This window comes from Arachnia sp., from assembly GCF_057238465.1.
Genome location: NZ_DBHHFZ010000003.1, coordinates 232,571 through 258,332, shown reverse-complemented (window position 1 = coordinate 258,332; position 25,762 = coordinate 232,571). Strand labels below are relative to the sequence as shown.

Below are 25,762 nucleotides of genomic sequence, written 5' to 3'. Positions count from 1 at the left end.
CCTCAGGGGGTGTGGTGGCCCGCGGTGTGGGGGATGCCGTTGACGTAGAACCAGCGGCCGTCCACCCGGAGGAAGGAACTGACCTCCCGCATGGTGCCGGTCTGGTCGTTCTCCTCCCAGGAGGCCGAGAACGCGACCATTCCCTCCTCGTCCCAGGCCTTGCCTGCTCCGCTGTGTTCGATGGTCAGGCCGGTCCAGCGGAGTCCGGGTTCGGGATCGATCGATTCGGGGCGGGTGTTGGGATGCCAGGTCTCCAACAGGTAATCATTGAGCCCCAGCGCGTAGGCGCTGTACCGCGAGCGCATCAAGGTGACCGCGGTGGCCGCGGGTCGGCTGCCGTCGTGGAGGGGGCCACAGCACGTCTCGTAGGGGCGACCGGTGTCGCAGGGGCAGATGTCGGGGGGATCGCTCACAAACCCAGTATGTCGCCTGACGGTCAATAACGCTCAATCGATGTCGTCAAATGGGAAATGGTGAGGTCGGGGGAGGGCGAATGGTTCAGCCGGCCTGCGACGAAGAAGCGACCCGAGTCGAAACCTCGGTGAGGGTGTGGGTGGTCCTGTGGTCGGGTCTGGCTACCGGGTGCCAGAGGTGGTTTCGACTCGGGCCGCTCGTTCCTCGCGGTCCGGCTCAACCAGTTTCGGGGAGGAGGGTCGCTCATGTGTGGGCTCAGCCAGCTTCGGGGAGGAGGGTCGCTCACGAGCTGTTGCTGGCCGCGGAATTGGCGTCCTTGGAACGCATCAGATCCAGGGCGATCATGCCGCCGAGAATTGCCAACCGCTGGTCCGGGGAGGTGCCGGCAGGGTAGTACAGGGCGTACCGGTCGTGGCCGAGAAACGCCTTGGCGAAGCCCACCCGCTCCCTGCTGACCTGCGCGACGGCCCCTCCGCTGTTCGCGTTGACCACATCGAACTCGCGGTCGAAGAAATTTCCCTCCACCGTGAACTCCTCCCCGGTGGTGAGCGCGATGGAGAACCTGTGGGAGAAGAACGCCACCTTCCTGGTGATGGTCGCCAACATGGAACCGTCACCTCGCACGATCTCGTAGGTGTCCCGCCAGAGGTCACGAACGTCGCTGACGTGCGCCAACCGGCTGCCGTCGGTATCCAGCACGTCGAACTCGCGAGCCCCCAGGAAGAATCGACGGGTACCGCTCTCCGTGCCAGCCACCATGCCGACGACCCGTCCCTGGTCGTCGAGGATGTCGAACTCGGGGGAGAGACCGCTGCGGAACTGCTGCAGGATGAGTAGATCCTGATTCAGGAGACCTGCTTGACTGCTCATATCCCAAGGGTAGGAGGCCGGAGGCTCAGGATAGGCTGACGCAGGGGGAAATGCGATGGCCGTTTGATCCAAGGAGGGGTCATGAACCCGCTGAGTGCCGAAGACTTCGTGGCCTGGGCCGACCAGCTCGCCAGGCTGCCCTGGCCCCTCACCCTTGATGCCTTCCGGGCAACGGCCGTCGGTTTCGGATGGTCCCCGACCGACAGGCCCTGGGAGTTCGTGGTGGACTTCACCAGCGGGTCGAGACGGATGGTGCTGTTCGGGGGCAGATCGGGAGGAATCCACAACATGTCCTTCCCCCTCATCAAACCCCCGGGCGAATCCGAGGAGGAAGCCGCGAGACTGAACGAGCTGTTCGTCTCCTACGAAACCGCCGGGACGCAGGCCTGGGGCAAAGCGTTCTACACCGACCCGAGCGAGGACCCAACCGTCGCCTGGCGGCTTCCCAACAACACCGTCGCCGAGATCGTCGGCGGCCCCGACCTGATCCTCTCGACCTTCTTCACACCCCAAGGGTCTTTCATCTACGGATGAGCCGGCCCGAAGCCGGTTGAGCCGGTCGTGTCTAAACCATGGTGATCGCCTCGGGGCATGTGGTCGGGTTTGGTTTTCGGTTGCCGGGTGGTTTCGACTCAGCCGGCTTTGGAGGGTTTTGGTCAGCGCGCCACCAGGGTCAGGACCGTGACCTCCGGGGGGCAGGCGAAGCGGTACGGGGCGAACGGCGAGGTGCCGATCCCGGCCGAGACGTGCAGCCAGGCGTGGTGCTCCCCCACCCTGTGCTCCGACAGGCCCTTGACACGGTCCGTCGGGAGGTCACAGTTGGTGGTCAACGCCCCGTGACCGGGAACACACACCTGGCCTCCGTGGGTGTGACCAGCGAGGATCAACTCCACCCCGTCGGCTGTCATGGCATCCAGGATGCGGCGGTACGGGGCGTGTGTGACACCCAGGCTGAGATCCACCCCAGCGGAGGGGGGCCCGACGACGGCGGGGTAGTGGTCCAGGTCGTGGTGGGCGTCGTCGGTGCCGCGCAGCTCGATGCGATACCCACCGGCCTCGACGACGGCTCGGCGGTCGTTCAGGTCAAGCCAGGCGCCGCTGCGGGTCAGGGCCTCCCGCAGCTGGTCGGTGGCCAGCCGCTCCGGGGGGGTCCCGGACACCTCGGAACGCCCCCGGAGGACGTAGCACAGCGGGTTCTTGAACTCCGGTTTGTGGTAGTCGTTGGACCCGAAGACGAACCCGCCCGGCACCTCCTGCAACCGTCCCAGCGCCGACATCAAAGGCTGCGTCGCGGCGTCGCTGGCGATGTTGTCGCCGGTGTTGATCACCAAGTCGGGTTCCAGCTCCGCCAGCGACCGCAGGAAGTTCAGTTTCAGCTGCTGGCCGGGCAGCAGGTGAATGTCGCTGAGATGCAGTATCCGCAGCTCAGGCCCACCCGCGGGCAGCATCGGAACCGTCACGTGACGCACCCGGAAACGGGTGGCCTCCACCAATCCCCAGGCGAAGCAGCCCGCCGCCACCGCGGCGAGCCCCCTCGCCACCTTGAACGGCGTTGTCACCGTTCACCGGTCGGGACCGGGGAGGGTATCGGCTGCCCTGGGGCGGCCGTCGGGGGCCCCACCGTCGGGGCGGTGGTCGGCTGGGGTCCCTTGGAGAACTGCATCCGGATGGTGGAGAACTTCGCCGCGCTACCCGAGGGGCTGATCTTGCCCAGATAGGTTCCAGCGGGCTGGGGGCTGAAGACATCCATCCTGGCCGTGGTGAACCCGGCATCCTCGAGGGTCTGTTTCGCCTCCTCGTAGCTCATGCCCGCGACGCTCGGGATCGGGATCTTCTCGCCCTCCAGGACCCGCTTGTTCGGGGCCTCGAAGCTGGTGGGGGAGACGCCCTTGAGTGCCGCCGCCATCGCGGCCCGCCAGATGCCGCCCGCGTCCTTGCCACCAGAACCCTCCAGGACGGTGCCCGTGGACAGCCGCATCCCGTCGATCGACTTCTTGTGGTTCTGGTAGTACGGGTTGATGTTGTCGACTGCGATGTAGGCCACGCCCGCCATGTCGGGGGTGTAACCGGCGAACCACACGGACATGGAGTCGTCGGTGGTTCCGGTCTTGCCCGCCTGGGGTCTGCCGTCCGACATGCGCGCCCTGCTACCCGTGCCCTGGGTCATGACCGTCGAAAGTACGTGGTTGACGCCGTCGGCCACCTCGGGTTCGATCACCTTCTTGCAGTCGGCCGACGGGATCTCGATCTCGGTGCCGTCCTTGGCCTGCACGCTCTGCAGGATGATCGGGTTGCAGTGCACCCCCCGGTTCGCGAACGTGGCGTAGGCCTCGGCCATGGACAGCGGCGTCACGTACGCGGTGCCGAGCACCCACGACGGGTAGCCCGCCATGTTGCGCATGTCGGTGCCGTCGGCGAGTTTCACACCGAGTTTCTGGGCCATGTCGATGGAGGCGCAGATGCCCACCTTCTGCTCCAGCTGGACGAAGTAGGTGTTCACCGAGTTCTGGGTGGCCTTCAGCATGTCGATGACGCCGTAGGCCTTGTCGTAGTTCTTGGGTTCCCAGTTGCCATTGAAGGTGAACGTGCCCTCACAGTTCTTGAACTTCGCTCCCCTGAACTGCATGGTTTGCGGGGCGTCGAAAGAGGTGCTGGTCGGCACGCCCTGCTCCAGGGCGGCGCCTATCACGAAGGGTTTGAAGGTCGACCCGGGCTGGAAGCCCTCGATACCGCCGTACTGGGTGGACACATTGACGTTCTGCCAGGTCTCGCCCTCGCCGCTGCCCAGTTTGGTGCGGCTCTGGGCCATGGCGGTGATCAGGCCGGTGCTCGGCTGGATCAGCACGGACCCACCCCAGACCGGGTCCGTGGCACCGACGGTCTGAGAGACGGCCGCCTCCGCGGCCTGCTGGGCCGCCGGGTCGATGAGGGTCTTGATGGTCAGGCCGCCGCGCTTGAGCCGGTTCGTCCGCTCCTCGTTGGATGATCCCAGCGAGGGCATCTGATCGGAGGTCAGGGTGCGCACCACGTAGTCACAGAGGATCGGGAACTGGGAGGCGGTGCAGCCGTTCGGGGTGGTCTGCAGGTTGGACTTGTCGAAGCCCTCCTGCATGGCGGCATCCGCTTCCTCCTTGGTGATGACCCCCACTTCGGAGGAGGCCATCCGCTTCAACACCTGGTTGCGGCGCTCGATGGCCTTCTCGGGGTTCTTCACCGGGTTGTAGGCGACGGGGTTCTGGACGATGCCAGCCAGCATCGCGGCCTGGGCGAGGGTCAGGTCCTTGGCGGTGGTGTTCCAGTAGTGGTGCGCGGCCGCCTCGACCCCGTAGGCGCCGTCGCCGTAGTAGGCGATGTTCAGGTAGCGCTCCAGGATCTCGTTCTTGCTGAAACGTTCCTCGACCGCCATGGCGTAACGCATCTCACGGATCTTGCGGTCGATGCTGACGGCCTGCGCGGCCTGCACGCCCTCCTCGTCGCCGCGGTCCTTGGCCGCCTCGATCTGCACCTGCTTCACGTACTGCTGGGTGAGGGTGGAGGCGCCCTGGGTGGAGCCGCTGAGGGTGCGGATGAAAGCGCGCCCCAGGCCCTGGAGGTCAATGGCTCCGTGCTCGTAGAAGCGGTGATCCTCGATGGCGATCTGCGCCTTCTGCATCAGCGGGGAGATCTGCTCGAGTGCGACGTAGGTGCGGTTCTCCTCGAAGAAGGTGGCCAGCTCCGATCCGTCGGCCATCAGGATCTTGGACTTCTCCGACTGCGGCGGGGTCTCGAACTCCGCCGGCAGGTACTGCATGTTGTCGGAAGCCGCCTTGGTGAAGCCGCTTGCGAGAGCGACGAACGGTACCGCCAACCCTGAGAGCAGAAGCCCACACAGTACGCTGACGGCCAAGAACATCGCCACGGATTTGCCCCTGCTTCTGGGCGCGCGCGTCTTCATGGCCCAAAGTGTACGTGAGGTTCACGACAGGCCAAGATTCATGCCTCCTGGGGGATTTCGTCGTCCAGGGCGGACAGATCCGGCCGGCGGAACAGGCTCACGGTCGCGGCGGCCAGCCCACCCCACAGGGTCAGGATGGCGACGATCATCATGACGATGGCCGCTGCATTCATGCGGATACCTCCTCGGAAACCTCGTGTTCGTTGTTCTGTTCGTCGAACTTGGTGTGGATACTGCGCCTCCAGGGGAGCAGTGTCAAAACCACTGCGATGATGACAAGCGCCGCGGACATGCCCCAGCCGAAGATCACCAGCAGGTGCTGCGGGTAGTTCTCGTAGGGTTTGCCGAGCTTGCTGATGAAGTCGTTGATCAGCATGTAGCCCAGCACCAGGGGTGCGGCAACGCCGACCAGCGCCATCCAGCCCCAACCCACCTTGAAACTGGAGAAACGGTTGAGGTGGTTGCGCAGCACCGGGAGTTTGCGGACGATCCACACCGTCGCGATGATGCAGGCCAGGGCGCCGCCGAGGATGCCGTACTTGTTGATGAACTCGTCGGTGATGTCGAGGAAGTACAGCCCGGTGGTGGTGGACAGCAGGAAGACGGACAGGATGGTCATCGGGATGCCGATCACGAGGGTGGCCTGCACCTTGGGGATGCCCAGCTTGTCACGCACCGCGGAGACGACCACCTCGACGATGCTCAGCAGCGACGTCAGCCCCGCCACCGTCAGGGAGGCGAAGAACAGCACACCCATCAGGGAACCCAGCGGGGCCTGGGAGATGATCGTCGGGAAGGCCACGAAGGCCAGCGTGAGGCCCTGGCCGGCGACATCGGAAACCCCGAGGCCCGCCTGGTTCGCCATGAAACCGAGGGCCGCGAAGACACCGATACCCGCCAGCAGCTCGAAACCGGAGTTGGCGAAACCGACGACCAGACCGGAACCGGTCAGGTCGGTGCGGCGCTTCAGGTAGGAGGAGTAGGTCAGCATGATGCCGAACCCGACCGACAGCGAGTAGAAGATCTGTCCGAAGGCCGCCGCCCACACCGCGGGGTCACCGAGCGCGCTCCAATCGGGGGTGAACAAGGCGTTCACTCCCGTGCCCGCGCCGGGCAGGAACAGCGACTGCACCACCAGGATCAGGAACATCACAACCAGCAGCGGCATGAAGATCTTGTTCACCATCGCCAGGCCCTTGTTGACTCCCAGCGCGACGGTGATCAGGGTGACCGCCCACACCGCCAGGATCGGGACGAACAGCGAGGGCACGAAGTCGAGGCCGACCCCCGGGGTGTCCGCGACGTGCAGGAAATCCTGCATCAGGAAGGCCTTCGGGTCGGACCCCCAGGCCTGGTTGATGCTGAAGAGGGTGTACATCCCGGCCCAGCCGATGATGGCCGCGTAGTAGATGCCGATCACGAAGCAGACCATCACCTGCCACCAGCCGAGGCTCTCCGTCCAGCGCCCCATCCGCCGCAGCGAAAGCGGGGCCGAGCCGCGGTAGCGGTGCCCGAGGGCGTAGTCGAAGAACAGCAGCGGGATGCCCACCGCCAGCAGCGCGATCAGGTAGGGAAGGATGAATGCCCCGCCACCGTTCTTGAACGCGACGTACGGGAAGCGCCAGATGTTGCCCAACCCGACGGCCGACCCGATGGCCGCCAGGATGAAGTAGTTGCGGGAGTTGAAGCTCTCCTGCTTGGGCACACGCTTTTCCATCGAATCAGCTCCAAGGATTTTACGAGGTCCCGCGGCTGGGTTGTGCTCCCGAGGGCCGCGGAACTTTCACGACGAACGCTTCAACCTAGTACGTCCGGGATGTGAAACGAAAAAATGTCCACGAAATGGGCGATTTTTCAGACCTCCACGTCCGGGGCGCCCTCGAAGTCGGTCATGGCCACCTGCCCCTCCTCGGTGATGCCCTCACGTGCGAGCACCACCTTGAAGGTGTCCAGGACGATGCGGCAGTCGAGGGCGAAGGAGCGGGTCTCGACGTAGCGCACGTCCCAGGCCAGACGTTCCGCCCACGGCATCGCGTTGCGGCCCTTGACCTGCGCCAGGCCCGTCACCCCGGGCCGCACCTCGTGACGGCGGGCCTGCCGGGCCGTGTACAGCGGGAGGTACTCCGGCAGCAGGGGCCTGGGACCCACTATCGACATGTCGCCCTTGAGAACGTTGAACAGTTCGGGAAGTTCATCGAGGCTGGTGGAGCGCAGCCACGAACCGAACGGGGTGATGCGGTCCTCGTCGCTGACGAGATCCTCGGTGATGTCGCGCATGGTGCGGAACTTGTACATCTTGAACATGCGACCGCTCCTGCCCGGTCTTTCCTGCTTGAACAGCACCGGGGAACCCAGGTTGATGCGCACCAGCAGCGCCACCACCAGCTGGATCGGGGCGGTCAGGATCAGCGCCAGGCCCGCGATCAGGATGTCGAGGGCCCGTTTCAAGAGGTCGTAGGGGCGGCGTCTCATCGGGACCGTCCGATGACGGTGCGCAGACTCTCGGCGACGCGTTTCATGGCGGCGTCGTCGAGGGCCGATCCGCTCGGCAGGGAGACGCCGTTGGCGAACAGGCGCTCGGAGTTGCCGTTGACGTAGGCGTCGAGATGCCGGAACACCGGCTGCAGGTGCATCGGTTTCCACAGCGGCCGCGACTCGATGTTGTCGTCGGCCAGGGCCTTGATCACGTCGTCACGGGAGAAACCCGCGACCCGCGGGTCGATGACGACCGAGGTCAGCCAGAAGTTGTCGTGGTCGCCCTGGCCGATGGGATGCTCGGAGCCGTCGGGTTGCCCGAAGAACGTGACTCCCGGGACCCCGTCGAACAGGGCGCGGTAGAACAGGCGGTGCTGGCGCCGACGCTCCAGCATCCGGGGCAGCCGCTCCAGCTGGGAACGTCCCAGCGCCGCCAGCAGATTCGACAAACGGTAGTTGTAGCCGACGTCGGTGTGTTCGTAGTGCAGCACCGGCTGGCGGGCCTGGGTGGCGAGGTAGCGGATGTGGGAGGCGTGCTCCGCATCGTCGGTGAGCACCGCGCCACCACCGGAGGTGGTGATCACCTTGTTGCCGTTGAAGGACACGGCCGCCAGGTCCCCGTAGGCCGCGGCGGGCCGGCCCCTGTGCACCGCGCCCAGCGACTCGGCGGCGTCGTTGAGGATGCGCAGCCCGAACTCGTCGGCCACCGACCTGAGACCCTCCTGGTCGACGACGTGGCCCAGCAGGTCGACGGGCACGATCGCGACGACGTTGCGTCCCTTGTCCCGCTGCTCGGCGACGGCTTGCCGGGTCAGTTCCACGTCGATGTCACCCTCGGGGGTGGAGTCCACCAGCACGGGGGTGGCGCCCGTGTAGAGGATCGCATTGGTGGTGGCGGCGAACGTCATCGACGCGGTGACCACCACGTCCCCCGGTTTGAACCCCAGGGTGAGGCCCGCCAGGTGCAGGGCAGCGGTGCCGGAGGACAGGGCGACGGCGTGCTTGCGGTCGCAGTAGGCGGCCAGCTCCGTCTCGAACGCGTCCACCTCCGGGCCCAGCGGCGCGATCCAGCCCCCCGCGAAGGCGCGGGACAGCGCCTCCTGCTCCAAGGAGGTCATGTCGGGTGGGGAGAGGAAGATGCGTTCGGTCACGGGCCGAGGATACCTTTCCCCGGCCCGCGGCGGCATCCGCGTGCGGAACCTCTCAGCGGGTCACCGAGTCGAGACCCTCGGCGAGCAGGCCCGCGAGGATCCGCGGGGTGTAGTGCTCCTGCAGGTGGCGGTAACCGTTCCTCGCCCACTGCCTGCGCCGCTCGATCGGGGCGGAGGCCATCTCCACCATCGCCGCGGCCAGCGCCTCGCGGTCGTCGCCCGCCACGACGATCCCGGAATCCGCCTCGCGCACCGGGTTGTTCGGGGCGCTGGTGGCGAACACCACCGGACGGAAGGCGTACATGTAGCTGAACATCTTGTTCAGGCTGATCCCGTAGCGGTAGAGGGGGCTGTCGAGGAGGCTGCCCGTCAGGCAGTCGGCCTCCCGGGAACGCTCCAGCACCTTCGTCGGTGCAATCCAGTCGTCGAAGACGATGTTCGCCGCCGACGGGAGGGCCGCGGCCTGTTTCTGCAGCTCCGGTTTGAGGGTGCCGTCGCCGACGAGCCGCAACCTCAGCTCCAGGTCGGGGCGGGCGGCGCTGGCCTTGTCGAAGGCCTCGATCACGCCGTCCAGGACATCGCCGGTGCTGTGGTTGCCGAGGTACATGAAGGTGAAGGTGTCGCGTTCCGGCAGGGTCGGTTCGGGATCCTCCGGGGCACCGTCGAAACCGTTGGAAACCCACAGGAAGGGTTTGTCGGCCATGCCGTTCTCCCGCAGGTACTCGTCGACGTGGGGCAGCGGGGACAGCACCAGCGAGGCCCTGCGGCACAGCTTCAGCGACAACCGCGACATCACCTTCGCCAGCGGGCTGCTCTCCGACAGCTTGCCGAGATGGATCAGGGTCTCGGGCCAGACGTCGCGGATCTCGTAGATGAACGGCACCCGGTAGCGGCGGGCCAGTCGCATGCCCGCCCAGGCCGCGAACGGATGCACGGTGCTGCCGATCACCACATCGGGGCGGCGCAACCCGCGGGTCATGCCCGGCATCAGGGTCATCAGGGCGAAGATCACCATCCCGACGAAGCGCAGGGCCGTCGAGGTGCCGTAGGCCATGGTGCGCACCCACAACGCCGGCACGCCGAGCTCCTCGGTGATCTTCCTGAACCGGAACCCCTTCATCGCCTGCTTCCCCTGCGGGTAGGTGGTGCTGGCGACGATCAGGGAGGCCGACCAGCCGTGCTCCGGCAGGTAACGGGCCAGGTCCAGGTGTCGCGCGGATCCGCCGTCCTTGGAGGGGATGTCGGCGTAGTGGTTGACGATCCAGACGTGACGGTGCGAGCCCGGGGGGCTCGGTGCTGCGCTCATTGGGATCCTTCCTGTGGTGGCCGACGATGCTACCCCGTCGCGCCTCTCAGCGTCGCCTGCCTGCCCGGTGGTCGGCGATGGCGGTCTCGTAGACCTCCTCCATCACCTCCAGGCAGTGATCCCACGAGTAGTTGGCGACCACGTGGCGCCTGCCGGCCTCTCCCATCCGCCGCGCCAGGTCCGGGTCCTGCAGCAACCGGGTCAGGGCCGCGGCGGCCGCGTCCGCGTCGTCGCGGGCAACGATGATCCCCGTCTTCCCGTCTACGACCACCTCGGCGGGCCCGGCCGCGTCGGAGACGAGCGTCGGGCAGGAACAGGCCGCGGCCTCCACGATCGCCACCCCGAAACTCTCCGAGTCCAGGCGGCTCAGGGCGACGTAGACGTCCAACCGTCGCAGCAGGTCGGGGACCTCCGAGTTCGGGATCGCCCCCAGGAAGTCGACGCGATCCCCAACCCCGAGCCGGGTGGCCAGGGCCTCCAGGGCCTCCCGGTCCGGTCCGCTGCCCGCGATCACGAGCCGCACCTGCGACTCCAGTTTCGCGAACGCCTCGATGAGGGTGTCGATGCCGTACTTGGAGTCGAGTTTCTTGATGGTCCCGATCAGCCCCGTCGGCCGCTCGTCGGGTTCCGGCGGGGAGAAGGCCGCCACGTCCACACCGAAGGGCGTGATCGCGACGTCGCGGTTCTCGATGAGGGGAACGATCTCCCTGGCCATGCAGCGGCTCGTCGAGGCGATCCGGGTGGGGCGGCGCAGGTTCGAACGGATCAACGCCCGGTGCAGCCACGAGGTGTGGGGGAAGTCGTAGACGTCCGAACCCCACACGTTCATGACGGTGGGAACCTTCAGGCGGGCGAGGTTGAGGGTGGTGCCGTAGCCGCTGGCGTAGTGGGCGTTGACCACGTCCGGTCCGATCGCGGCGACGAGCCGCCGCAGCTGACCGGAGTTGCGGAAATAGCCGAGCCCGCCGCCGTGACGCATCCGGTGGACCCTCACCTCGTCCGAGATCCGGTGTTCGGCGGCGTCGTCCTGGGTGGCCAGGTGAACCTCGTGTCCACGGGAGGCCAACCCGTTGATCCACTTCACGGTGTGTATCGACGCGGCATTGCCCAGCAGCAGGATTCTCACGACCTGTTCCTTTCCTCGACGGGGACCTCGGTCCCGGTTCCGTCGTCCTCGGTGATGACGCGCAGCATCACGAAGGCCCCGAACCACCACACCAGGGCGACGGGGAAGTTCTTGACCAGGTGGGTGTCGGTGGCGAACGAGACCAGCGACAGCAGCAGCGCCATCGCCACCGGGGTCACCAGCGGCGGCAGTCCCCGGCGCAGCCCGCCCCGCAGCACCGGCCACAGGGCCGCCAGCAGCAGCACCAGACCCACGATCCCCAACTCCACGAAGGCCCACAGGTAGGTGGAGTGCGGATTCGGCAGCACCGGACCGAACGGGGTCCACAGGTCCCAGTCGGGTTCGAGACGCACCAGACCGGACTCGTAGGCCATCCACGGCCACATCGTTGCCTCGCCCTTGCCGAACAGCAGCGTCACGAGGTCCTGGGAAACGGCCACCAGGCCCGTCTCGGTGTTCCGTGCGCGGTACTCGTCGGTGAGGCTCAGCAGCCGCGAGAATTCCGGGTGCAGCAGCGCCAAACCCGCGACCGCAGCCACCACGATCCCGCCCAGGGCCAGCCGGAAGGCGACGGCGTGGCGTCGCGGACGCCACCTGAACAGGAGCACCAGGAGCAGCACCCCCGCCGAGGCCACCCCCGCGCGGGAGGCCGTCAGGAACAAACCCAGCAGGGTGGCGCACGCCGCGGTCGCGTTCAACACGCGTGCCCGTCCCGCGGCCGCCAGCCCCAGGAAGCCCGCCGCCCCCAGCAGCAGGGCGACGTGGACGCTCGCGGCCCCCGCCATGGGGGTGTTGAGGCGCTGCCCCCAGGAGCCGCTGATCGCCATCCGGACCATCGCCACGGCCACCACCGCCAGGACCGCCCAACCGACGCAGGCCAGCAGCGCGGGCAGGAGTCGTCGCTCGATGGCGTGGGCGACGGCCCAGCCCAGCAGGCAGGCGATCAGCGCGCTCAGCATCGGCACCACGACGTAGACGTGGGGAACGACGACCGACCCCCGGGAACCGAGACGTTCGTAGGCGACCTGGACGTGGCTGAGACCCGAGACGATTCCCCAGGCGATCAGCGCCGCGAAGGCCGCGACCAGCCAGCGTCCGGGACGGGAGGTGCGCGCCCAGGCCCCCGCCTTCAAAGCCAACGGCACCCCGGCGGCGACGGCCACGCCACCGACGATCAGGAAAAGCGTCCACGGCCCGAACTGGCCGTTCGGCATCCGCCTGGAATCGACCACGCCGAGGAGCAGGATCAGGGGGACGACACCGAACGAAACAACCGTCCCGAGCATGCGCCATCCGTTGGTCGGGGCGTCGCGCTCGGGCACCATCACCTCTCGAAACCGGGTCGGGACAATGCCGCAACGCTACCACGCGGCCCGGTTTTCCGGTCGGCGCGCGGGGCCCGGCCGGGCGGTTCGCCCCGCCGACCGCGATAGGATCGCGCTTGAGGTTCCGGCTGTGAGGAGTGAAGCGTTGAGCAAGAGTAATCGCATCGGTCTGGTGCGGACCGGACTGGCGGTCTGGGACGCCTTGACCTGGGCGGTTGCCGCCCTGGGGCTCGTGCTGACCCGCTACAACTTCGTCCTCACCGGTGAACAGACCCAGATAGTTTTCATCTACGCGGCCTCCGCGATGGCGCTGCAGATCGCCATCGGGTTCGCCACCAAGCTCTACCGGGGCAGGCACGGCATCGCGTCGTTCGAGGAAACCTCGCTCCTCGCGGTCGTGGCGCTGGGGATCGGCGCAGGGCTCGCTGTGCTGTTCGCCCTCTACGCCCCCTCCACCTACCCCAGGGTCGTGACCTTCACGGTGCCCTTCGTCGCCGTGATCCTCATGGCCGCCGGACGGTTCATCGCCCGCTCCGTGATGCGGCCGTCGCGGCACGACTCGTCCGCGGAACCGGTGATCGTCTACGGCGCGGGCAACGCGGGTCAGCAGCTCGGCCGGCTCCTCGAGTACGACCCCGACGCCCCCTACCGCATCGTCGGTTTCATCGACGACGACCCGAGCCGCAAGAACCTCCACATCTCCGGCGCGAAGGTGCTCGGCACGCGCGAGAACCTCGTGGACGCCGCGTCCCGGAACGGGGCCCGCACCGTGATAGTCGCGATCCCGACGGCGGACCGGCAGTTCATGCGCGAGATCTCCGCGATCGCCGACGAGGCCGACCTGAAGGTCCTGGTCATGCCGCCGACCCGCGAGATCGTCAGCGGACAGGTGCAGCTGTCCAACCTCCACGCCCTCGACGTCACCGACCTGCTGGGTCGCGCCCAGATCCACACCAACCTGGGTGAGATCGCCGACTACCTGTCCGGGAAGGTCGTTCTCATCACAGGGGCGGGCGGGTCCATCGGTTCGGAGATCGCGCGGCAGGTCTACCGTTTCGGCCCCAAGGAACTCGTGATGCTGGACCGCGACGAGTCCGGTCTGCACGGCACGCAGCTGTCGATCTTCAACCAGGGTCTCCTGGACACCCCGAACATGGTGCTCTGCGACATCCGCGACTACGACGCCCTGGACAAGGTGTTCGCCGACCACCGCCCCGACGTGCTGTTCCACGCCGCGGCGCTGAAACACCTCCCGATGCTGGAGCAATACCCCCTCGAGGGTTGGAAGACCAACACCCTCGGCACCCTCAACGTGCTGCGCGCAGCCGAGAAGTACGGGGTGCAGCGGCTCGTCAACGTCTCCACCGACAAGGCCGCCGACGCCACCAGCGTGCTGGGCAAGACCAAACGCCTGGCCGAGGAACTGACCGCGTTCTACGCCCACAAGACGGGCCGCACCTGGCTCTCGGTGCGGTTCGGCAACGTGCTGGGCTCGCGCGGCTCGATGCTGCACACCTTCACCGCCCAGATCGAGGCGGGCGGCCCGCTGACCGTCACCCACCCCGACATCACCCGCTACTTCATGACCATCCCGGAGGCCTGCGAGCTGACCATCCAGGCCGGAGCCATCGGGCGGCCCGCCGACGTGCTGGTGCTCGACATGGGTGAGCCCGTGCGCATCCTCGACGTCGCCAAGGGTCTCATCCGCCGCTCCGGGAAGAACATCAAGATCATCTTCACGGGTCTGCGTCCCAACGAGAAGATGCACGAGGTGCTGTTCAGCGGCGACGAGGAACGCACCGCCACCAACCACGAGCTGATCAACCGGGTCAGCGTCCCGCCGCTCGACCCGGAGCTGCTGGACACCGTCGACGGCTCCGATCCGGAGTCGCTGACGAAACTCACCCACCAGCACAACGCGGAGGCCGCCCGGAAGAAGTCGCTGCAGGAGGCCCGGGAGGGTCTCGACGGCATCGAACTGGAACGCCCCGAGAGCTGACCGGAGGCCCCGCAGGGGTCAGAAAACCACGCGGATCAGTTCGAACGCCTCGGCCCAGTCGCTCTTGACCTGGAGGCCCCGCACCCGGGCCAGGGACTCGTGGAACTCCTTGGTGAAATACGGCCTGCCCAGTTCGAGCTGGGAGGTGTAGCGGGTCAGGGCCTCCCATTTCCTGTCGAGGTGCCGGCGCTCCAAGGTCACGAAGGCCGAGGCGCAGAAGGTGATGTGGTTCCAGGGAAGCTCGTAGCCCAGCACGGTCTTGTGTTTGAAGGCGCGCAGGGCCTCGTCGTGGATGGTGGCGTGGTCCTGGTGGAGGTCGGAACCGGATGGGATGACCACCCACTCCGGGGCGATCTCCTGCCCGAGCTGCACCATGCTCTCCAGCACGTCCTGCCGGTGGTAGCTGAGCTTGCGCACCGGGTAGCGGAAGACGATGCGTCGGTCGTCGCGGACGCCCAGCACATCCAGGGATGCGTGACATTCCTCCGCGAGGCGGGTTGGCTGCGATCCCTTCGGAAGGGAATCCTCCGCCGTCGAGAACACACAGACGTGGACTTCACTGCCCTCCTCGATCCATTTCGCAATGGAGGCGCCCGCCCCGAGTTCGGCGTCATCCGTGTGCGGGGCGAGGACGAGGATGCGTCGTGGGAGGTTCAAGGTGCTTGCCTTTCCGCCGGCCCGGGAGCATTCCCGGGGTCAGACCCGAATTGTCGCCGGGAGGACCCGGGAATTTCCGTTTCGAGGAATTCCCGACGGCGACGCGGCGGTGTTGCGGCTTTGCCGTTCGGTGGAAACACCTCAATCAATACCTGGTGTGCTTTCCGGTGGATGCCGGGAGGTGCCCGATCGGGCACCTCCCGAACCGGGGCACGCCGGAAGCGTAACCCCTCGGGTCGTGAAGAAAAAGCGCTTCGGAAAGGAATGGACCGAGGTATGAGGAGAGCTCCAACCCGGGTGATAGAAGGAGCTTCAAGGAGCCGGCCTGCCGGTCAGTCGGTGGTCTGCTCCTCGGTTTCCACGGGCTCCTCCGTGGCCTCGGCTGGCTTGTCGGGCTCGGGTTCGGTCTCCCGGTCGTAGGAGTACGCCACCCACAGCGCCAACCCCAGGAACACCAACAACATCGTCGCCATGGCCAGGGACAGCGCCCAGATGCCCTGGAGGATGTTGTCGTGGAACAGGAGCATCGACACGAATGGGGTGGCGGTGAACGGGATCGCGAACCAGAGCTGGATTCCCTGCCGACGGGTCACCACGAACAGCATGGAGATCGGCGAGGTGATGAAGTTCACGTACAGCCATGGAACCAGGGCGGAGCCGATCAAACCGGCCTCGGCCCAGCGATCACCGAAAACGAAGGGAAACAGCGGTGGGGAGGCGAAGAAAATGATCAGGAACGGAACCGCGCCAATGAGGGCGGAACGCAGAATGCTCTTGCGCACCAGCGACGACATGTGACCTCGCGGGGTCGTCGCCAAGGACCTGAAGAACACCTGCGAGAGGCTCGTGTTGATCAGGCTGGCGGGGGTTTGCAGCAACTTCCAGGCCTGCCCGAACTGGCCCGTCGCGGCAGTCGAGAACATCGCGGCCATCATGAGCGGGGTGCCCTCCGTGCGGACCGCGTCGAGGGCCGCCACCGGGGCGTTTGCCAGCGGCATCTTCCTGTGCTCGGAGGCGACGGCCCTCAGCGAGCCGACCGGCTGTTCCTTCACCTCGGAGCGGTTCTTTAGCCACATGGTGAAGCTGGCCGCCAGCTGCCCCAGCAGCGTGGAGACGATCAGCCCCGTGGTCCCGAAGTGGAGGAACCCCATGCCGAGCTGGGTGCTGACGGTGGTGGCCTGCTGGTTGATCCGGTTGGTGCCCATCAGGCGGTACTTCTTGCGCCGGTTGCACCAGTAGTTGAAGATCGACACCTGCGCGTAGGCCCAGGCCACCAGGCCCGCGAAGGGCAGCCAGAACCTCACCTCGGGGGCGTTGACGGCCTCGCTGATGGGGCCCCCGAACAGCAGCAGGATGGCGCCGGCGATGGCGCAGACCCAGGTGCTGACCCGCTGTGACAGCTTCACCAGCGCCCGCGCCTCGGGTTCTTCGGGGGGCAGCACCACGGCCAGTTCGTAGCGTCCCGTGCACACCGTCACCAGGGCCGCCACGAAGGACATGAAGATCGTGAAGACCCCCACCTCGTGGGGCGAGTAGAGACGCGAGATGATGGGAGAGGCCGCGATCGGGATGGCTTGGGCGATGGTGGTGCCGCTCATGAGCACCAGCACGTGTTTCAGGAACTCGTGCTTCGACAGCTTGTCGCGGAGCTTCTCAATCATTACTTCCAGATTCTTCCAATTTCCCGAGGCGTCGCCCGCCGACGGCGAAGGCCGCCACCAAGATCATCAGATGCACCGAGGTCAGCGGCTGCACCAGCCACGTCGAGTGCGACATGGACACCACCGGCAGGGTCAACGCCAGCACGCCCGCCCCGAATATCACAGCGGCCCCCGCGGAGTCGCCGCCGATCCGGAGCCTCCGCGCGGAACGCGCCGCCCACACCACCCCGGCCGCCAGGGCGGCCAACAGCGCCACCAGGGTCGGGGCCCCGTAGTTGACGAGCACCTCGATCATTCCCCAATGGGCGTTCGAGAAACCAGTGGATCGGTGGGGATTCGCCTCGTCCAGGGCCATCCGTTCGAACCCCCCGGGTCCGGCACCGAGGAAACCGGTGCGTTCCGAGATCCACCAGCCGCTCTGCACAAGATGCGCACGGATGTAGGCCGACTTGTCCTCCCAGCGGAGGCCGTCGAGGGCAACCTCCACGAAACGGTACAGGTTCCACCCGGGAGGCAACCGCAGGGCCATGGTGCCCGCCACGGTGACGAGCCCACCCAGCAACGCGACCCGTCCCCACCGCGACCTCGCACACCACCAAGCGGCGCCCAGGACGAAGGCCATGAACGCCATCTGACCGTGGGAACGCAACAACAACCCGGTCAACAGCAAACCCTGAACGGGCAACACCCACCGCCACCGGGAACTCCCCAGCAAACCCCACGCCATCGGCAGCAACAGGAGCGCCACGACGCAGTGGTAGGCGTAGAGGTTCGGGTTGTCGAAGAAGGACGTGATCTCGTTCCAGTCCTCGACGCCCTCGAAGGAACGGGTGCCCACGCTGAGTGGCAGATGCTTGGCGGTCACGACCTCCCAGATCGCGACCACGGCCGCCAGCGCGGCCGAAACCTCCCAACCCGCGATCAACGCACCCACGAAACGGAGACGCTCCGACAGGACCAGGGAAGCGGCCAGCCCGAGCAACAGGAAGAACACCGTCGCCACCTCGACCGACGAGGCCCCCGGGAACCGGATGGCCCCCACGATCCCGCAAACCACGAACACGCCACACACCGTCCCCACCGCGACGCCGACACCCCTGGGCGGCGGTTCACGGCGGAAAAGAAACTGCGCCACCGCGATCCCCGCCAGCAGCAGCGTCACCAACCGGGCCGGCATCAACAACCCGCCGGGCAGGTACAGGGCGACGGTCGCGAGGATCGGGAGCAGAAAGGCCGCTGCCAAAGCGAGCGGCCCGACCCACGTCCTGGCTTGGCTCGGCACGCGGCAAGTATAGGAGGTCCGCAGACGGGACTCCCCGGGTTGCTCGTCGCTGCGATAGCCTTGGGCCGTGTCGGACCACACCTCGAAAAGTTTGAAACCGCCGAGTCTGGCCATCGGTCCGGCGAACTATGCCGGGCAGGCGACCGCCTGGGCCGCCGCCGTCGAGAAATACCTCAAGGTGAGCGCGTGGTCGTTCGCTGAGGCGCCGGTCGGCAAGGGCGGCTTCCGATTCGATGTCGACAAACCCATTCATCGCGCCCTGTTCCGGAACCCGATGGCGCGCGGGATACGAAGCAGGAAACTGTTCGCGAACGTCACCCACGTCGCCCTCGACGGTTTCGAGCCCTATTTCCACCTGAAACGCAGACACAAGTTCGCCGGCGACCTCGCCTGGCTGAACATGGCGGGCTACAAAACTGCTCTGATCGCGCACGGAAGCGATGTCCGCGACCCCCGCCGTCACATCGAGATCAACGGGAAATGGTCCATGTATCTCGCCGGGGATGCGGAATGGCGTGACGACTTGGCCCGCGCCGCCCGGCTGCACCGCGCCATCGCGGAGAGCTCCGGGCGACCGGTTTTCTACTCCACCCCCGACCTGGGGATCGACCTGGAGGACGGCGAGTGGCTACCGGTCTGCCTGAACCTCAACGCTTGGAGAACCGACGCCCCGCTGCTGGAACGTGACAAACCGCGGGTGCTGCACGTCCCGAGCAAACGCAACCCCCCGATCAAGGGCACCCAGTTCGTGGATCCGGTGCTCCGGAAGCTCGACCGCGCGGGAAAGATCGAGTACGTCTGCCCCGAGTCGATCCCACACTCTGAGATGCGTTCCCTCGTGCACGGCGTCGACATCGTGGTGGACCAGCTGCTGGCCGGCTCCTACGGGGTGGCGGCCATCGAGGCCATGAGCGCCGGCCGGATCACCGTCGGGCGTCTCGCCGGCCCGGTGCTGGACCTGATGCCCGAGGTCCCGCCCATCGTGCAGACCACCCCTGACGAACTCGAGGAGACCATAGTCAAGATCGTCGAGAACCGCGACCACTACCATCCGTTGGGACGAGACGGGGTCGAGTTCACGCGCAGCTGGCACAACGGCAGGGCCTCGGCCGGGGCTCTCAGCTCCTACCTCGGCGTGTCGAACGGCACCTGAGGAAGGGGAATCGTCGATGACGAGGGGCAGCCGGTCGACCGCTTGTGCGGGATCCGCGAATCCCGATGGGTAGAATCACCTGCGGCAGCGCGCCACATTCACCGTTGGGAGGATTCGTTCGTGAAGATTGCCGTCATCGCACTCGGGAAGATTGGGTTGCCGTTGGCTGTCCAGTTTGCTGACATGGGGCACGAGGTTGTGGGTGTTGATGTTCAGCAGGCCGTGGTGGATGCGGTCAATGCCGGTGTTGAGCCGTTCCCGGGTGAGGCTCATCTGCAGGAGAAACTGTCGAGGTTGGTGCCGGCCGGGGGGTTGCGTGCCACCTGTGACTACTCGGAGGCGATTCCGGGGGTCGATGCGATCGTGATCGTTGTGCCGTTGTTCGTCAATGATGAGACCTGGCAGCCTGATTTTGGTTGGATGGAGGCCGCTACCCGGTCCTTCGCGGAGCACCTCACCCCGGGGACTTTGGTGTCGTATGAGACGACGTTGCCGGTTGGTACCACCCGGGGCAGGTGGAAGCCGTTGATCGAGGAGGTCTCCGGTTTGGTGGAGGGCCGGGACTTCCATCTGGTGTTCTCCCCGGAGCGGGTGTTGACGGGGCGGGTGTTTGAGGATCTGCGGAAGTATCCGAAGCTGGTTGGTGGGCTCTCTGCGGAGGGCACCGCGAAGGGTGTTGACTTCTATCAGCGGGTGTTGAGTTTTGATGAGCGTCCTGATCTGCCGCGGGGCAATGGGGTGTGGGACATGGGGTCGGCGGAGGCCGCGGAGATGGCGAAGCTGGCTGAGACCACGTATCGGGATGTCAACATTGGGTTGGCCAACCAGTTCGGGAAGTTCGCCGCCGCGCATGGGATTGATGTGTACAAGGTGATTGAGGCGTCGAACTCGCAGCCTTACAGTCATATTCACCGGCCGGGTATCGCGGTTGGTGGGCACTGCATCCCCGTCTACCCGCGGTTGTATCTCTACACCGATCCGGAGGCGTCGATTGTGCGGGTTGCCCGGGAGGCGAACATGACCATGCCGGGGTATGCGATTGGTTTGGTCGAGGGCCTGTTGGGGGATCTGGCGGGTCGTCGTGTGGTGGTGTTGGGTGCCTCGTATCGGGGCAGGGTGAAGGAGACCGCGTTCTCGGGTGTGTTCCCCACCGTCGAAATCCTCGCCTCGAAGGGGGCCGTGGTGTTGGTGCATGATCCGATGTACAGCGATGAGGAACTCACCCGGTTCGGGTTCACCCCCTACCGGTTGGGTGAACCGGTTGATGCCGCGATCCTCCAGGCCGACCATCCCGAATACCTCGACCTCACCCCCACAGACCTACCCGGAATCCAAGCAATCATCGACGGACGCGGAATGCTGAAGCGCGAGAACTTCGACGGCACAGCGTTCTTCCGAATCGGTGACGGAGAGTGAAGCAAACCATGGAAAACGAAGCGCAGAGCCGGATCCTGAACATTCCCGAACTGCTGGGACGCGTCTGGAAGAGGAAAGTCGCTCTTCTGCTGTCCTTCCTGATCGTCTTCGCCGTCGGATGCGGCTGGGTGCTCACGAAACCCGAGGGGCAGACCGCCAAGCAGCTCCTTGTGTTCAAGTTCCCCGAGACGACCGCTGAATCCCAGGCCACCCAGCAGGCCGCGATGCTGCCCGCGTTGGTGACCACCTACACGGCTCTGCTGAAGCACCCGTCGGTCGGCGGCCCGATCCTGGAGAAACACCCCGACATCCCGAACCTTCAGGCGCTCACCGAGCGCGTGACCTTCGAGACCCCGAGCCTCATCAGCGTCTCACTGTCCGTCACGGACCCGGACCCGGACAAGGCCGAGGCCCTGCTGCGTGACGTCTCCGCCAGCCTCGCCGAGAACGCCCCCAAGGCATTCGCCCAGTCGCCGGAATACTTGCGCATCGGACTCGATCCCCTGCCCCAGGTGACGGTGGGCCCGGCGCGTTCGGGACGGGCCGTGCTACTGGCCGCTGTGTTCCTGGTGAGCGTGATGGTCGGGGTGGGAACCGCAGCCATCCTGCCCCGCCGATCCTGACCTCGGGAACCGGCCTTGACAGCACTCCCTCCCGCCGAGAAAACCCGCCTGACAAGGCATTTCGCCTCGGTTGACCGAACCGTTGAGTGGTTGACGGCCGTCATGGTGACGCTGCTGGTCCTCCGGATTCCGGGCAGCCTGTTCGTCACAGTGGCGATAGCCGTCCTGCAGCTTCTTGCCTTGCCGCTGCACGTTCCCCACAGGCGGGCGCGGCTGTGGCTGTGGACTTTGGTGCTCGGCACGGTGACGAGTTCCGTCGCCCTCGTGACGGTGGTGGGGGAACCTGAGCTGGTCGGTTTCCCTGTCATCACCGCGGCGTTCCTCCTGGTCTCCCTGGCGCTGACCGGAACCGCTCTCGGAGGGCGTCTGGTGCGGGTCATGATCACCACCTGCTACTGGTGTTTCGGGTTCACCCTGCTCATCGGTCTCGGCGAGATAGCCACCGGTTTCCGGCTGAGCAACCTGCTCTACCCGGACTCATCCTCCAGTCAGCTGGCCACGAGCCGCTTGGAGGTGTCGGCGTTTTATCCGAACTACAACGACTTCTCCGTGGTGCTGGCGATGTTCGCCACCCTGCTCGCGGTGCGCATCCTGTTCGATCACACATCGTGGTTCAGAACCACCGTGCGGGCTTTCCTGGTGGTCCTGACGGCGGCGTTGGTGTTCGTCCAGGGTTCCCGTGGCGCCCTGATGGCGCTGCTGGTGGGTATCGCGGCAGCGGTCTGGATCAATCTGCGGATGCGGGTTTCGTCGCGGATCATGTCGCTGCTGACGCTGATGGTGCTGATGGTCGCGATCGCGGGAGGAATGCTCCTGTGGAACTCCCCATGGGTTCAGGACAACTCGACCAAGGAACGAGGGGGAGTCATAAACCGGATTCTGTCCATCACCCCCGACTCCCATCTGCAGTTCTGGTTTGGCTGGGGTACGCATTCCAACTATCAGCTGGCTGCCCATCAGAACTACCCGGGCGAGTTGATGGATCCCCACAATGTGCTGTTGGAGGCCTTGATCTGGTTCGGTATGCCGGTGGCGCTGCTGTTCGTGGTGTTCTGGGCCCAGATCGTCTGGCGCGGGGCATGGAAACTGGAACTGGAGAGCTTTGACTGGCAACCCCTGGCCAGCGTCGCCGTGGTCGCTCTGATGCCCATTCTGGGGATTGTTCCGTCATCAACCTTCCGCTACTACCTGATATTTCTTTTCTCGGCCGCTGCCGCAGTGGCAATCTCGACCCGGAGAAACGCATGACCAGACGAATGATATTCCATCACCCGCTGCCCCTGGTCCCGGATTCCGCATCGGCATCCGGGATCAGGCCGGTTCAGATGAGACGCGCCTTCGAAGAACTCGGATACGAGGTGTGGGAGGTCACCGGGTACACGAAGGAACGCGGTCGGCTCGCCGCCGAGGTGCGTTACGCCATTCGGCGTGGGGTTCGATTCGATTTCTGCTACTCCGAGTCATCGACGATGCCCATGACGATGACCAACCCCAGTCACCTACCGACGCGCCCGTTTCTGGACGTCGGTTTCTTCCGATTACTGCGCGGGAGTGGGATTCCGGTGGGGCAGTTCCTGAGGGACATCTACTGGGTGTTCCCCGACTACAGGGAATCGTTGTCCTTTCTGAAGCTGCAGGCCGCCCTGGCCGCCTACGAGTGGGACATGCGAACGCTGCGGCGCCACGTGGACCGGGTTTTCCTGCCGAGCCTGAAGGTGGGCGAGTACATCAATCTGGGAAACGTTCCTGTCTCGGCCCTTGAACCAGGACACGGGCACCCCGAACCGCTGCCCGGCCCGGGGGAAGGGGCGTCGCTTTTCTACGTTGGCGGGATCGGCTCCGATTACAAGCTTCACGAGCTGTTCGCGAGTGTCAAACAGTCATGGGAGAAGAACCTGGATGTGCGCCTGATCGTGTGCCTGCGCCCCGAGGAGTGGGACGCGGTCAAACACGAGTACGAACAGTGGGCGTGCCCCGCCATTGAGGTGGTTCATGCCCACGGGAATGGCCTGCGGGAGTATTTCGAACGGACCAATATCGCCGCCATCGTCGTCGATCTGGACGAATACTGGAAACTCGGGGTGCCCGTGAAACTGTATGAATACATCGGTGCCGGTAAACCCGTGATGGTGACGAAGGGGTCGTTGGCCGGCGACATGGTCGAAAGGATGGAACTGGGCTGGACGGTGGACAACTCGCCCGAGGCGGTGGTTGAGCTGCTGGAAAGGCTGGCCAACGATCCACAGGAGATTCGACAGGCTCGTGAACGGGTCCTGGTCCAGCGCGACGAACATACCTGGCTTGAAAGGGCCCGGCGGGCCGCGGAAGAACTCACGGGAGCCCCCGTGCCGGAGAGCGAAATGGGCACAGAAAAACCCCTCCCTGAAGCGGGAATAGCCACTGCAACGGATTCCTGAGGCGGGCCGGCTAGCTTCGAGGGAGGGGAACCCTCAATCGGGGAAATCTTCTATCTTCTTATTTCCACACTTCGAGGAATTTGGCGCCGGAAGCGCCCAGTTGCTGAGGTGTCCTGTCGGTGGATGTGGCGAGCATCAAGACGCCGTCATATTTCCGGGCGATGCAGATCGTCAGGTCTCCCTTCTCCTTGGTTTCCTCGTTGTCAATGTGAATGGAGCCACAGGTGAAATCTCCGACTGCAACCTGTCCCGTGATGTCCTTGCTGAGTAGTTCGAATCGTCTCTGGGGTTTCAAGAATTTGGCCACGATCCGCGAACCGTCTGGGGCTTCGTAAATGTTGTTGTCGTGGTCCTGGGTTTCGAGGAATACGAAACCGTCAAATTCCTCGGGCATCTTCGCTGGCGCGGTCGGGGTGGGGCTGGGCGTGGGGGTGGGGGTCTTCGACGAGCGAGTGGGCGTGGGGCTGGGGGACGACTGCGTGGGCGAGGGGCTGGTGGCCGTGGGACTGGGGGTGGCGGGGTCAGCGGGTGTGGAATTTTTGGTGACAAACCACCAGATCCCCAGGCCCAGCGCGACCACGAGAACACCAACGACCACAAGCAGAATCGTCCGCGTCGCCCCTCCGCTGCCGGGCGGCTGTGGAGGCTGTGCGTAGCCAGCCTGGCCGTAGGGCTGCTGATATCCAGGCTGCCCATACGTCTGTGGCTGCTGGGGGTAGCTCTGTTGTGAATGGCCTCCCTGCTGTGGGGAGTAGCTTTGCTGGGGTTGCTGCGTGTATCCCCCCTGCTGGGGTTGACCTTGTTGGGGGTAACCCTGCTGGGGTTGGCCTCCCCAGGGCGGCTGCGCGCCGGGCTGGTTCATGTTGGGGTAGGGATAGTTGGTCATGTACTGCTCCTCGTGAACCATGGTAGGAGAACGAGCGGGTCAGATGGGCGGGTGGGTCGATAAATGCCGGTCCTATGCCGCTGCAACCGCACGCAGCATCCCCGGCCTCCGTGCGGGTCCACGGAGACCACATCCAGCCTCGGTACGTCGGGTCTGGCGATCTGACGCCCCGTCTTCCTGACTGGCGCCCAACCCTCGGGTTTTCGTTGACGCGGTCTCTTACTTCCAGGCCTCGAGGAACTTTTCTCCTTCTGCGCCCAGTTCTTGGGCGGAGGTGTCTTCCCTGGAACCGAGTTCAAGAACTCCTCTGTGCTTTTTGACTAGGCACATCGTGAAGTAATTCTTCTTGTTCGTTTCCTCGTCCTCGTAGAAACTCCGGCCGCAGGTGAACTGCCCGACCTTGGTCGGGTTCTCCAGCTTGTCGCGTTCCACTTCGAAAAGGAGTTCGAGTGGCATGAATTGAGCCACGATCCGGCCACCCGAAGGATTTTCATAAACGCTGCTTTTGTCAATGGTTTTGACGAAACTGTAATCGCCGAACTGTTTGGGCATCTCCGGCGCGGAGGTGGACGACGGGGTTGGTGTCGCGCTGGTTTTTCTGTGTGTCGGGCTGGGGGAGGTGGTTGTCCTGGTGGGTTGCGTGGCTGTTGGGCTGGGTGAGGTGGTGGTTGGTGTGGGTGTTCCGGGGTTGGCTGGTGTGGTGTTTTTGGTGATGATCCACCAGGCTCCGAGGCCCAGGGCGACCACCAGGACGCCGATGAGCACGATTAGCAGGGTGTGCTTTGTTCCTCCGCCGCCTCCGCCGGGTGGTTGTGGGGGTTGCCCGTAGCCGGGGGTGTAGGGCTGCTGGGGGTAGGGCTGTTGAAAGCTCGGTTGTCCATATCCCTGGGGCTGCTGGGGATATGACTGTGGTGGCTGTTGCCCGTACCCCTGGGATTGTTGGGGGTACGGCTGGGACGGCTGCTGCGGGTACCCCTGTTGGGGCTGTGGTCCTTGGCTCGGCTGGGCTCCCCAGGGCGACTGCCCGCCGGGCTGATTCATATTGTTGGCTGAAGGGTAACCGTTCA

General features: G+C 65.5%; 23 protein-coding genes. 7 read left to right on the top strand and 16 right to left on the bottom strand.

The window, feature by feature from the left end; translation table 11 throughout:
- Window positions 1-2: 2 nt before the first annotated feature.
- Window positions 3-413 (bottom strand): YchJ family protein, encoded by a 411-nt coding sequence (locus ACO6D6_RS05145; protein WP_484783798.1) that lies wholly within the window; start codon window positions 411-413, stop codon window positions 3-5.
- Between the two features lie 283 nt (window positions 414-696).
- Window positions 697-1,284 (bottom strand): LURP-one-related/scramblase family protein, encoded by a 588-nt coding sequence (locus ACO6D6_RS05140; protein ID WP_484783796.1) that lies wholly within the window; start codon window positions 1,282-1,284, stop codon window positions 697-699.
- 81 nt (window positions 1,285-1,365) lie between these two features.
- Here ACO6D6_RS05140 and ACO6D6_RS05135 point away from each other — a divergent pair, with 81 nt between their 5' ends.
- On the top strand, window positions 1,366-1,818 hold the full coding sequence (locus tag ACO6D6_RS05135; protein ID WP_484783794.1) for a DUF6301 family protein: 453 nt from the start codon (window positions 1,366-1,368) through the stop codon (window positions 1,816-1,818).
- Between the two features lie 122 nt (window positions 1,819-1,940).
- On the opposite strand, the gene ACO6D6_RS05130 is transcribed toward ACO6D6_RS05135, so the two are convergent.
- From ACO6D6_RS05130 to ACO6D6_RS05090, 9 genes are all read right to left on the bottom strand, one after another.
- On the bottom strand, window positions 1,941-2,843 hold the full coding sequence (locus ACO6D6_RS05130; RefSeq protein ID WP_484783792.1) for a metallophosphoesterase: 903 nt from the start codon (window positions 2,841-2,843) through the stop codon (window positions 1,941-1,943).
- Window positions 2,840-5,218, bottom strand: a complete 2,379-nt coding sequence (locus tag ACO6D6_RS05125) for a transglycosylase domain-containing protein (RefSeq protein ID WP_484783790.1) — start codon at window positions 5,216-5,218, stop codon at window positions 2,840-2,842. Before ACO6D6_RS05125 ends, ACO6D6_RS05130 begins: the two co-directional genes overlap by 4 nt.
- Before the next feature lie 38 nt (window positions 5,219-5,256).
- Window positions 5,257-5,391: a methionine/alanine import family NSS transporter small subunit gene (locus ACO6D6_RS05120; protein WP_484783789.1), complete on the bottom strand. Its 135-nt coding sequence runs from the start codon at window positions 5,389-5,391 to the stop codon at window positions 5,257-5,259.
- The gene (locus tag ACO6D6_RS05115) at window positions 5,388-6,935 is read right to left on the bottom strand and encodes a sodium-dependent transporter (protein ID WP_484783787.1); all 1,548 of its coding nucleotides are present in this window, start codon (window positions 6,933-6,935) and stop codon (window positions 5,388-5,390) included. Before ACO6D6_RS05115 ends, ACO6D6_RS05120 begins: the two co-directional genes overlap by 4 nt.
- A gap of 137 nt (window positions 6,936-7,072) precedes the next feature.
- Complete coding sequence (locus ACO6D6_RS05110) at window positions 7,073-7,690, bottom strand: sugar transferase (RefSeq protein ID WP_484783785.1); 618 nt, start codon at window positions 7,688-7,690, stop codon at window positions 7,073-7,075.
- Window positions 7,687-8,844, bottom strand: a complete 1,158-nt coding sequence (locus ACO6D6_RS05105; RefSeq protein ID WP_484783783.1) for a DegT/DnrJ/EryC1/StrS family aminotransferase — start codon at window positions 8,842-8,844, stop codon at window positions 7,687-7,689. The genes ACO6D6_RS05110 and ACO6D6_RS05105 overlap by 4 nt, the downstream gene beginning before the upstream one ends.
- A 52-nt stretch (window positions 8,845-8,896) precedes the next feature.
- Complete coding sequence (locus ACO6D6_RS05100; protein WP_484783781.1) at window positions 8,897-10,150, bottom strand: glycosyltransferase family 4 protein; 1,254 nt, start codon at window positions 10,148-10,150, stop codon at window positions 8,897-8,899.
- A gap of 46 nt (window positions 10,151-10,196) precedes the next feature.
- Window positions 10,197-11,276 carry a glycosyltransferase gene (locus ACO6D6_RS05095; RefSeq protein ID WP_484783779.1) on the bottom strand — a complete coding sequence of 360 codons (1,080 nt, stop codon included), beginning with the start codon at window positions 11,274-11,276 and terminating at the stop codon, window positions 10,197-10,199.
- Entirely contained in the window at window positions 11,273-12,601 is a 1,329-nt protein-coding gene (locus ACO6D6_RS05090) for an O-antigen ligase family protein (RefSeq protein WP_484783778.1), read from the bottom strand. Before ACO6D6_RS05090 ends, ACO6D6_RS05095 begins: the two co-directional genes overlap by 4 nt.
- A gap of 145 nt (window positions 12,602-12,746) precedes the next feature.
- Between ACO6D6_RS05090 and ACO6D6_RS05085 the strand changes: the two genes are divergently transcribed.
- On the top strand, window positions 12,747-14,600 hold the full coding sequence (locus ACO6D6_RS05085; protein WP_484783776.1) for an SDR family NAD(P)-dependent oxidoreductase: 1,854 nt from the start codon (window positions 12,747-12,749) through the stop codon (window positions 14,598-14,600).
- An 18-nt stretch (window positions 14,601-14,618) separates the two neighbouring features.
- On the opposite strand, the gene ACO6D6_RS05080 is transcribed toward ACO6D6_RS05085, so the two are convergent.
- From ACO6D6_RS05080 to ACO6D6_RS05070, 3 genes are all read right to left on the bottom strand, one after another.
- A complete protein-coding gene (locus ACO6D6_RS05080; RefSeq protein ID WP_484783774.1) occupies window positions 14,619-15,257 on the bottom strand; it encodes a PIG-L deacetylase family protein in 639 nt (212 codons plus the stop codon).
- A gap of 332 nt (window positions 15,258-15,589) precedes the next feature.
- Complete coding sequence (locus ACO6D6_RS05075; RefSeq protein WP_484783772.1) at window positions 15,590-16,918, bottom strand: lipopolysaccharide biosynthesis protein; 1,329 nt, start codon at window positions 16,916-16,918, stop codon at window positions 15,590-15,592.
- Window positions 16,911-18,200, bottom strand: coding sequence for an O-antigen ligase family protein (locus ACO6D6_RS05070; protein WP_484783770.1), 1,290 nt, complete (start codon window positions 18,198-18,200; stop codon window positions 16,911-16,913). Before ACO6D6_RS05070 ends, ACO6D6_RS05075 begins: the two co-directional genes overlap by 8 nt.
- Window positions 18,201-18,267: 67 nt before the next feature.
- On the opposite strand from ACO6D6_RS05070, the gene ACO6D6_RS05065 reads away from it, so the two are divergent.
- The 5 genes from ACO6D6_RS05065 (at window position 18,268) to ACO6D6_RS05045 (ending at window position 23,809) form a co-directional block, all read left to right on the top strand.
- Window positions 18,268-19,353: a glycosyltransferase gene (locus ACO6D6_RS05065; RefSeq protein ID WP_484783768.1), complete on the top strand. Its 1,086-nt coding sequence runs from the start codon at window positions 18,268-18,270 to the stop codon at window positions 19,351-19,353.
- Between the two features lie 120 nt (window positions 19,354-19,473).
- Entirely contained in the window at window positions 19,474-20,769 is a 1,296-nt protein-coding gene (locus ACO6D6_RS05060; protein WP_484783766.1) for a nucleotide sugar dehydrogenase, read from the top strand.
- An 8-nt stretch (window positions 20,770-20,777) separates the two neighbouring features.
- Entirely contained in the window at window positions 20,778-21,392 is a 615-nt protein-coding gene (locus tag ACO6D6_RS05055; protein WP_484783764.1) for a YveK family protein, read from the top strand.
- 15 nt (window positions 21,393-21,407) lie between these two features.
- On the top strand, window positions 21,408-22,640 hold the full coding sequence (locus ACO6D6_RS05050; protein ID WP_484783763.1) for an O-antigen ligase family protein: 1,233 nt from the start codon (window positions 21,408-21,410) through the stop codon (window positions 22,638-22,640).
- Window positions 22,637-23,809 carry a glycosyltransferase gene (locus tag ACO6D6_RS05045; protein ID WP_484783762.1) on the top strand — a complete coding sequence of 391 codons (1,173 nt, stop codon included), beginning with the start codon at window positions 22,637-22,639 and terminating at the stop codon, window positions 23,807-23,809. Before ACO6D6_RS05050 ends, ACO6D6_RS05045 begins: the two co-directional genes overlap by 4 nt.
- A gap of 58 nt (window positions 23,810-23,867) precedes the next feature.
- On the opposite strand, the gene ACO6D6_RS05040 is transcribed toward ACO6D6_RS05045, so the two are convergent.
- Both ACO6D6_RS05040 and ACO6D6_RS05035 read right to left on the bottom strand, forming a co-directional pair.
- Complete coding sequence (locus tag ACO6D6_RS05040) at window positions 23,868-24,695, bottom strand: hypothetical protein (RefSeq protein WP_484783761.1); 828 nt, start codon at window positions 24,693-24,695, stop codon at window positions 23,868-23,870.
- 219 nt (window positions 24,696-24,914) lie between these two features.
- Complete coding sequence (locus ACO6D6_RS05035) at window positions 24,915-25,442, bottom strand: hypothetical protein (RefSeq protein WP_484783759.1); 528 nt, start codon at window positions 25,440-25,442, stop codon at window positions 24,915-24,917.
- Window positions 25,443-25,762 lie beyond the last annotated feature (320 nt).

Coding starts and splice junctions, on each gene's coding strand:
- ACO6D6_RS05140 (WP_484783796.1), bottom strand. CDS start 1,284: ATGAGCAGTCAAGCAGGTCTCCTGAATCAGGATCTACTCATCCTGCAG.
- ACO6D6_RS05135 (WP_484783794.1), top strand. CDS start 1,366: ATGAACCCGCTGAGTGCCGAAGACTTCGTGGCCTGGGCCGACCAGCTC.
- ACO6D6_RS05125 (WP_484783790.1), bottom strand. CDS start 5,218: ATGAAGACGCGCGCGCCCAGAAGCAGGGGCAAATCCGTGGCGATGTTC.
- ACO6D6_RS05120 (WP_484783789.1), bottom strand. CDS start 5,391: ATGAATGCAGCGGCCATCGTCATGATGATCGTCGCCATCCTGACCCTG.
- ACO6D6_RS05115 (WP_484783787.1), bottom strand. CDS start 6,935: ATGGAAAAGCGTGTGCCCAAGCAGGAGAGCTTCAACTCCCGCAACTAC.
- ACO6D6_RS05110 (WP_484783785.1), bottom strand. CDS start 7,690: ATGAGACGCCGCCCCTACGACCTCTTGAAACGGGCCCTCGACATCCTG.
- ACO6D6_RS05100 (WP_484783781.1), bottom strand. CDS start 10,150: ATGAGCGCAGCACCGAGCCCCCCGGGCTCGCACCGTCACGTCTGGATC.
- ACO6D6_RS05090 (WP_484783778.1), bottom strand. CDS start 12,601: ATGGTGCCCGAGCGCGACGCCCCGACCAACGGATGGCGCATGCTCGGG.
- ACO6D6_RS05075 (WP_484783772.1), bottom strand. CDS start 16,918: ATGATTGAGAAGCTCCGCGACAAGCTGTCGAAGCACGAGTTCCTGAAA.
- ACO6D6_RS05055 (WP_484783764.1), top strand. CDS start 20,778: ATGGAAAACGAAGCGCAGAGCCGGATCCTGAACATTCCCGAACTGCTG.
- ACO6D6_RS05045 (WP_484783762.1), top strand. CDS start 22,637: ATGACCAGACGAATGATATTCCATCACCCGCTGCCCCTGGTCCCGGAT.
- ACO6D6_RS05040 (WP_484783761.1), bottom strand. CDS start 24,695: ATGACCAACTATCCCTACCCCAACATGAACCAGCCCGGCGCGCAGCCG.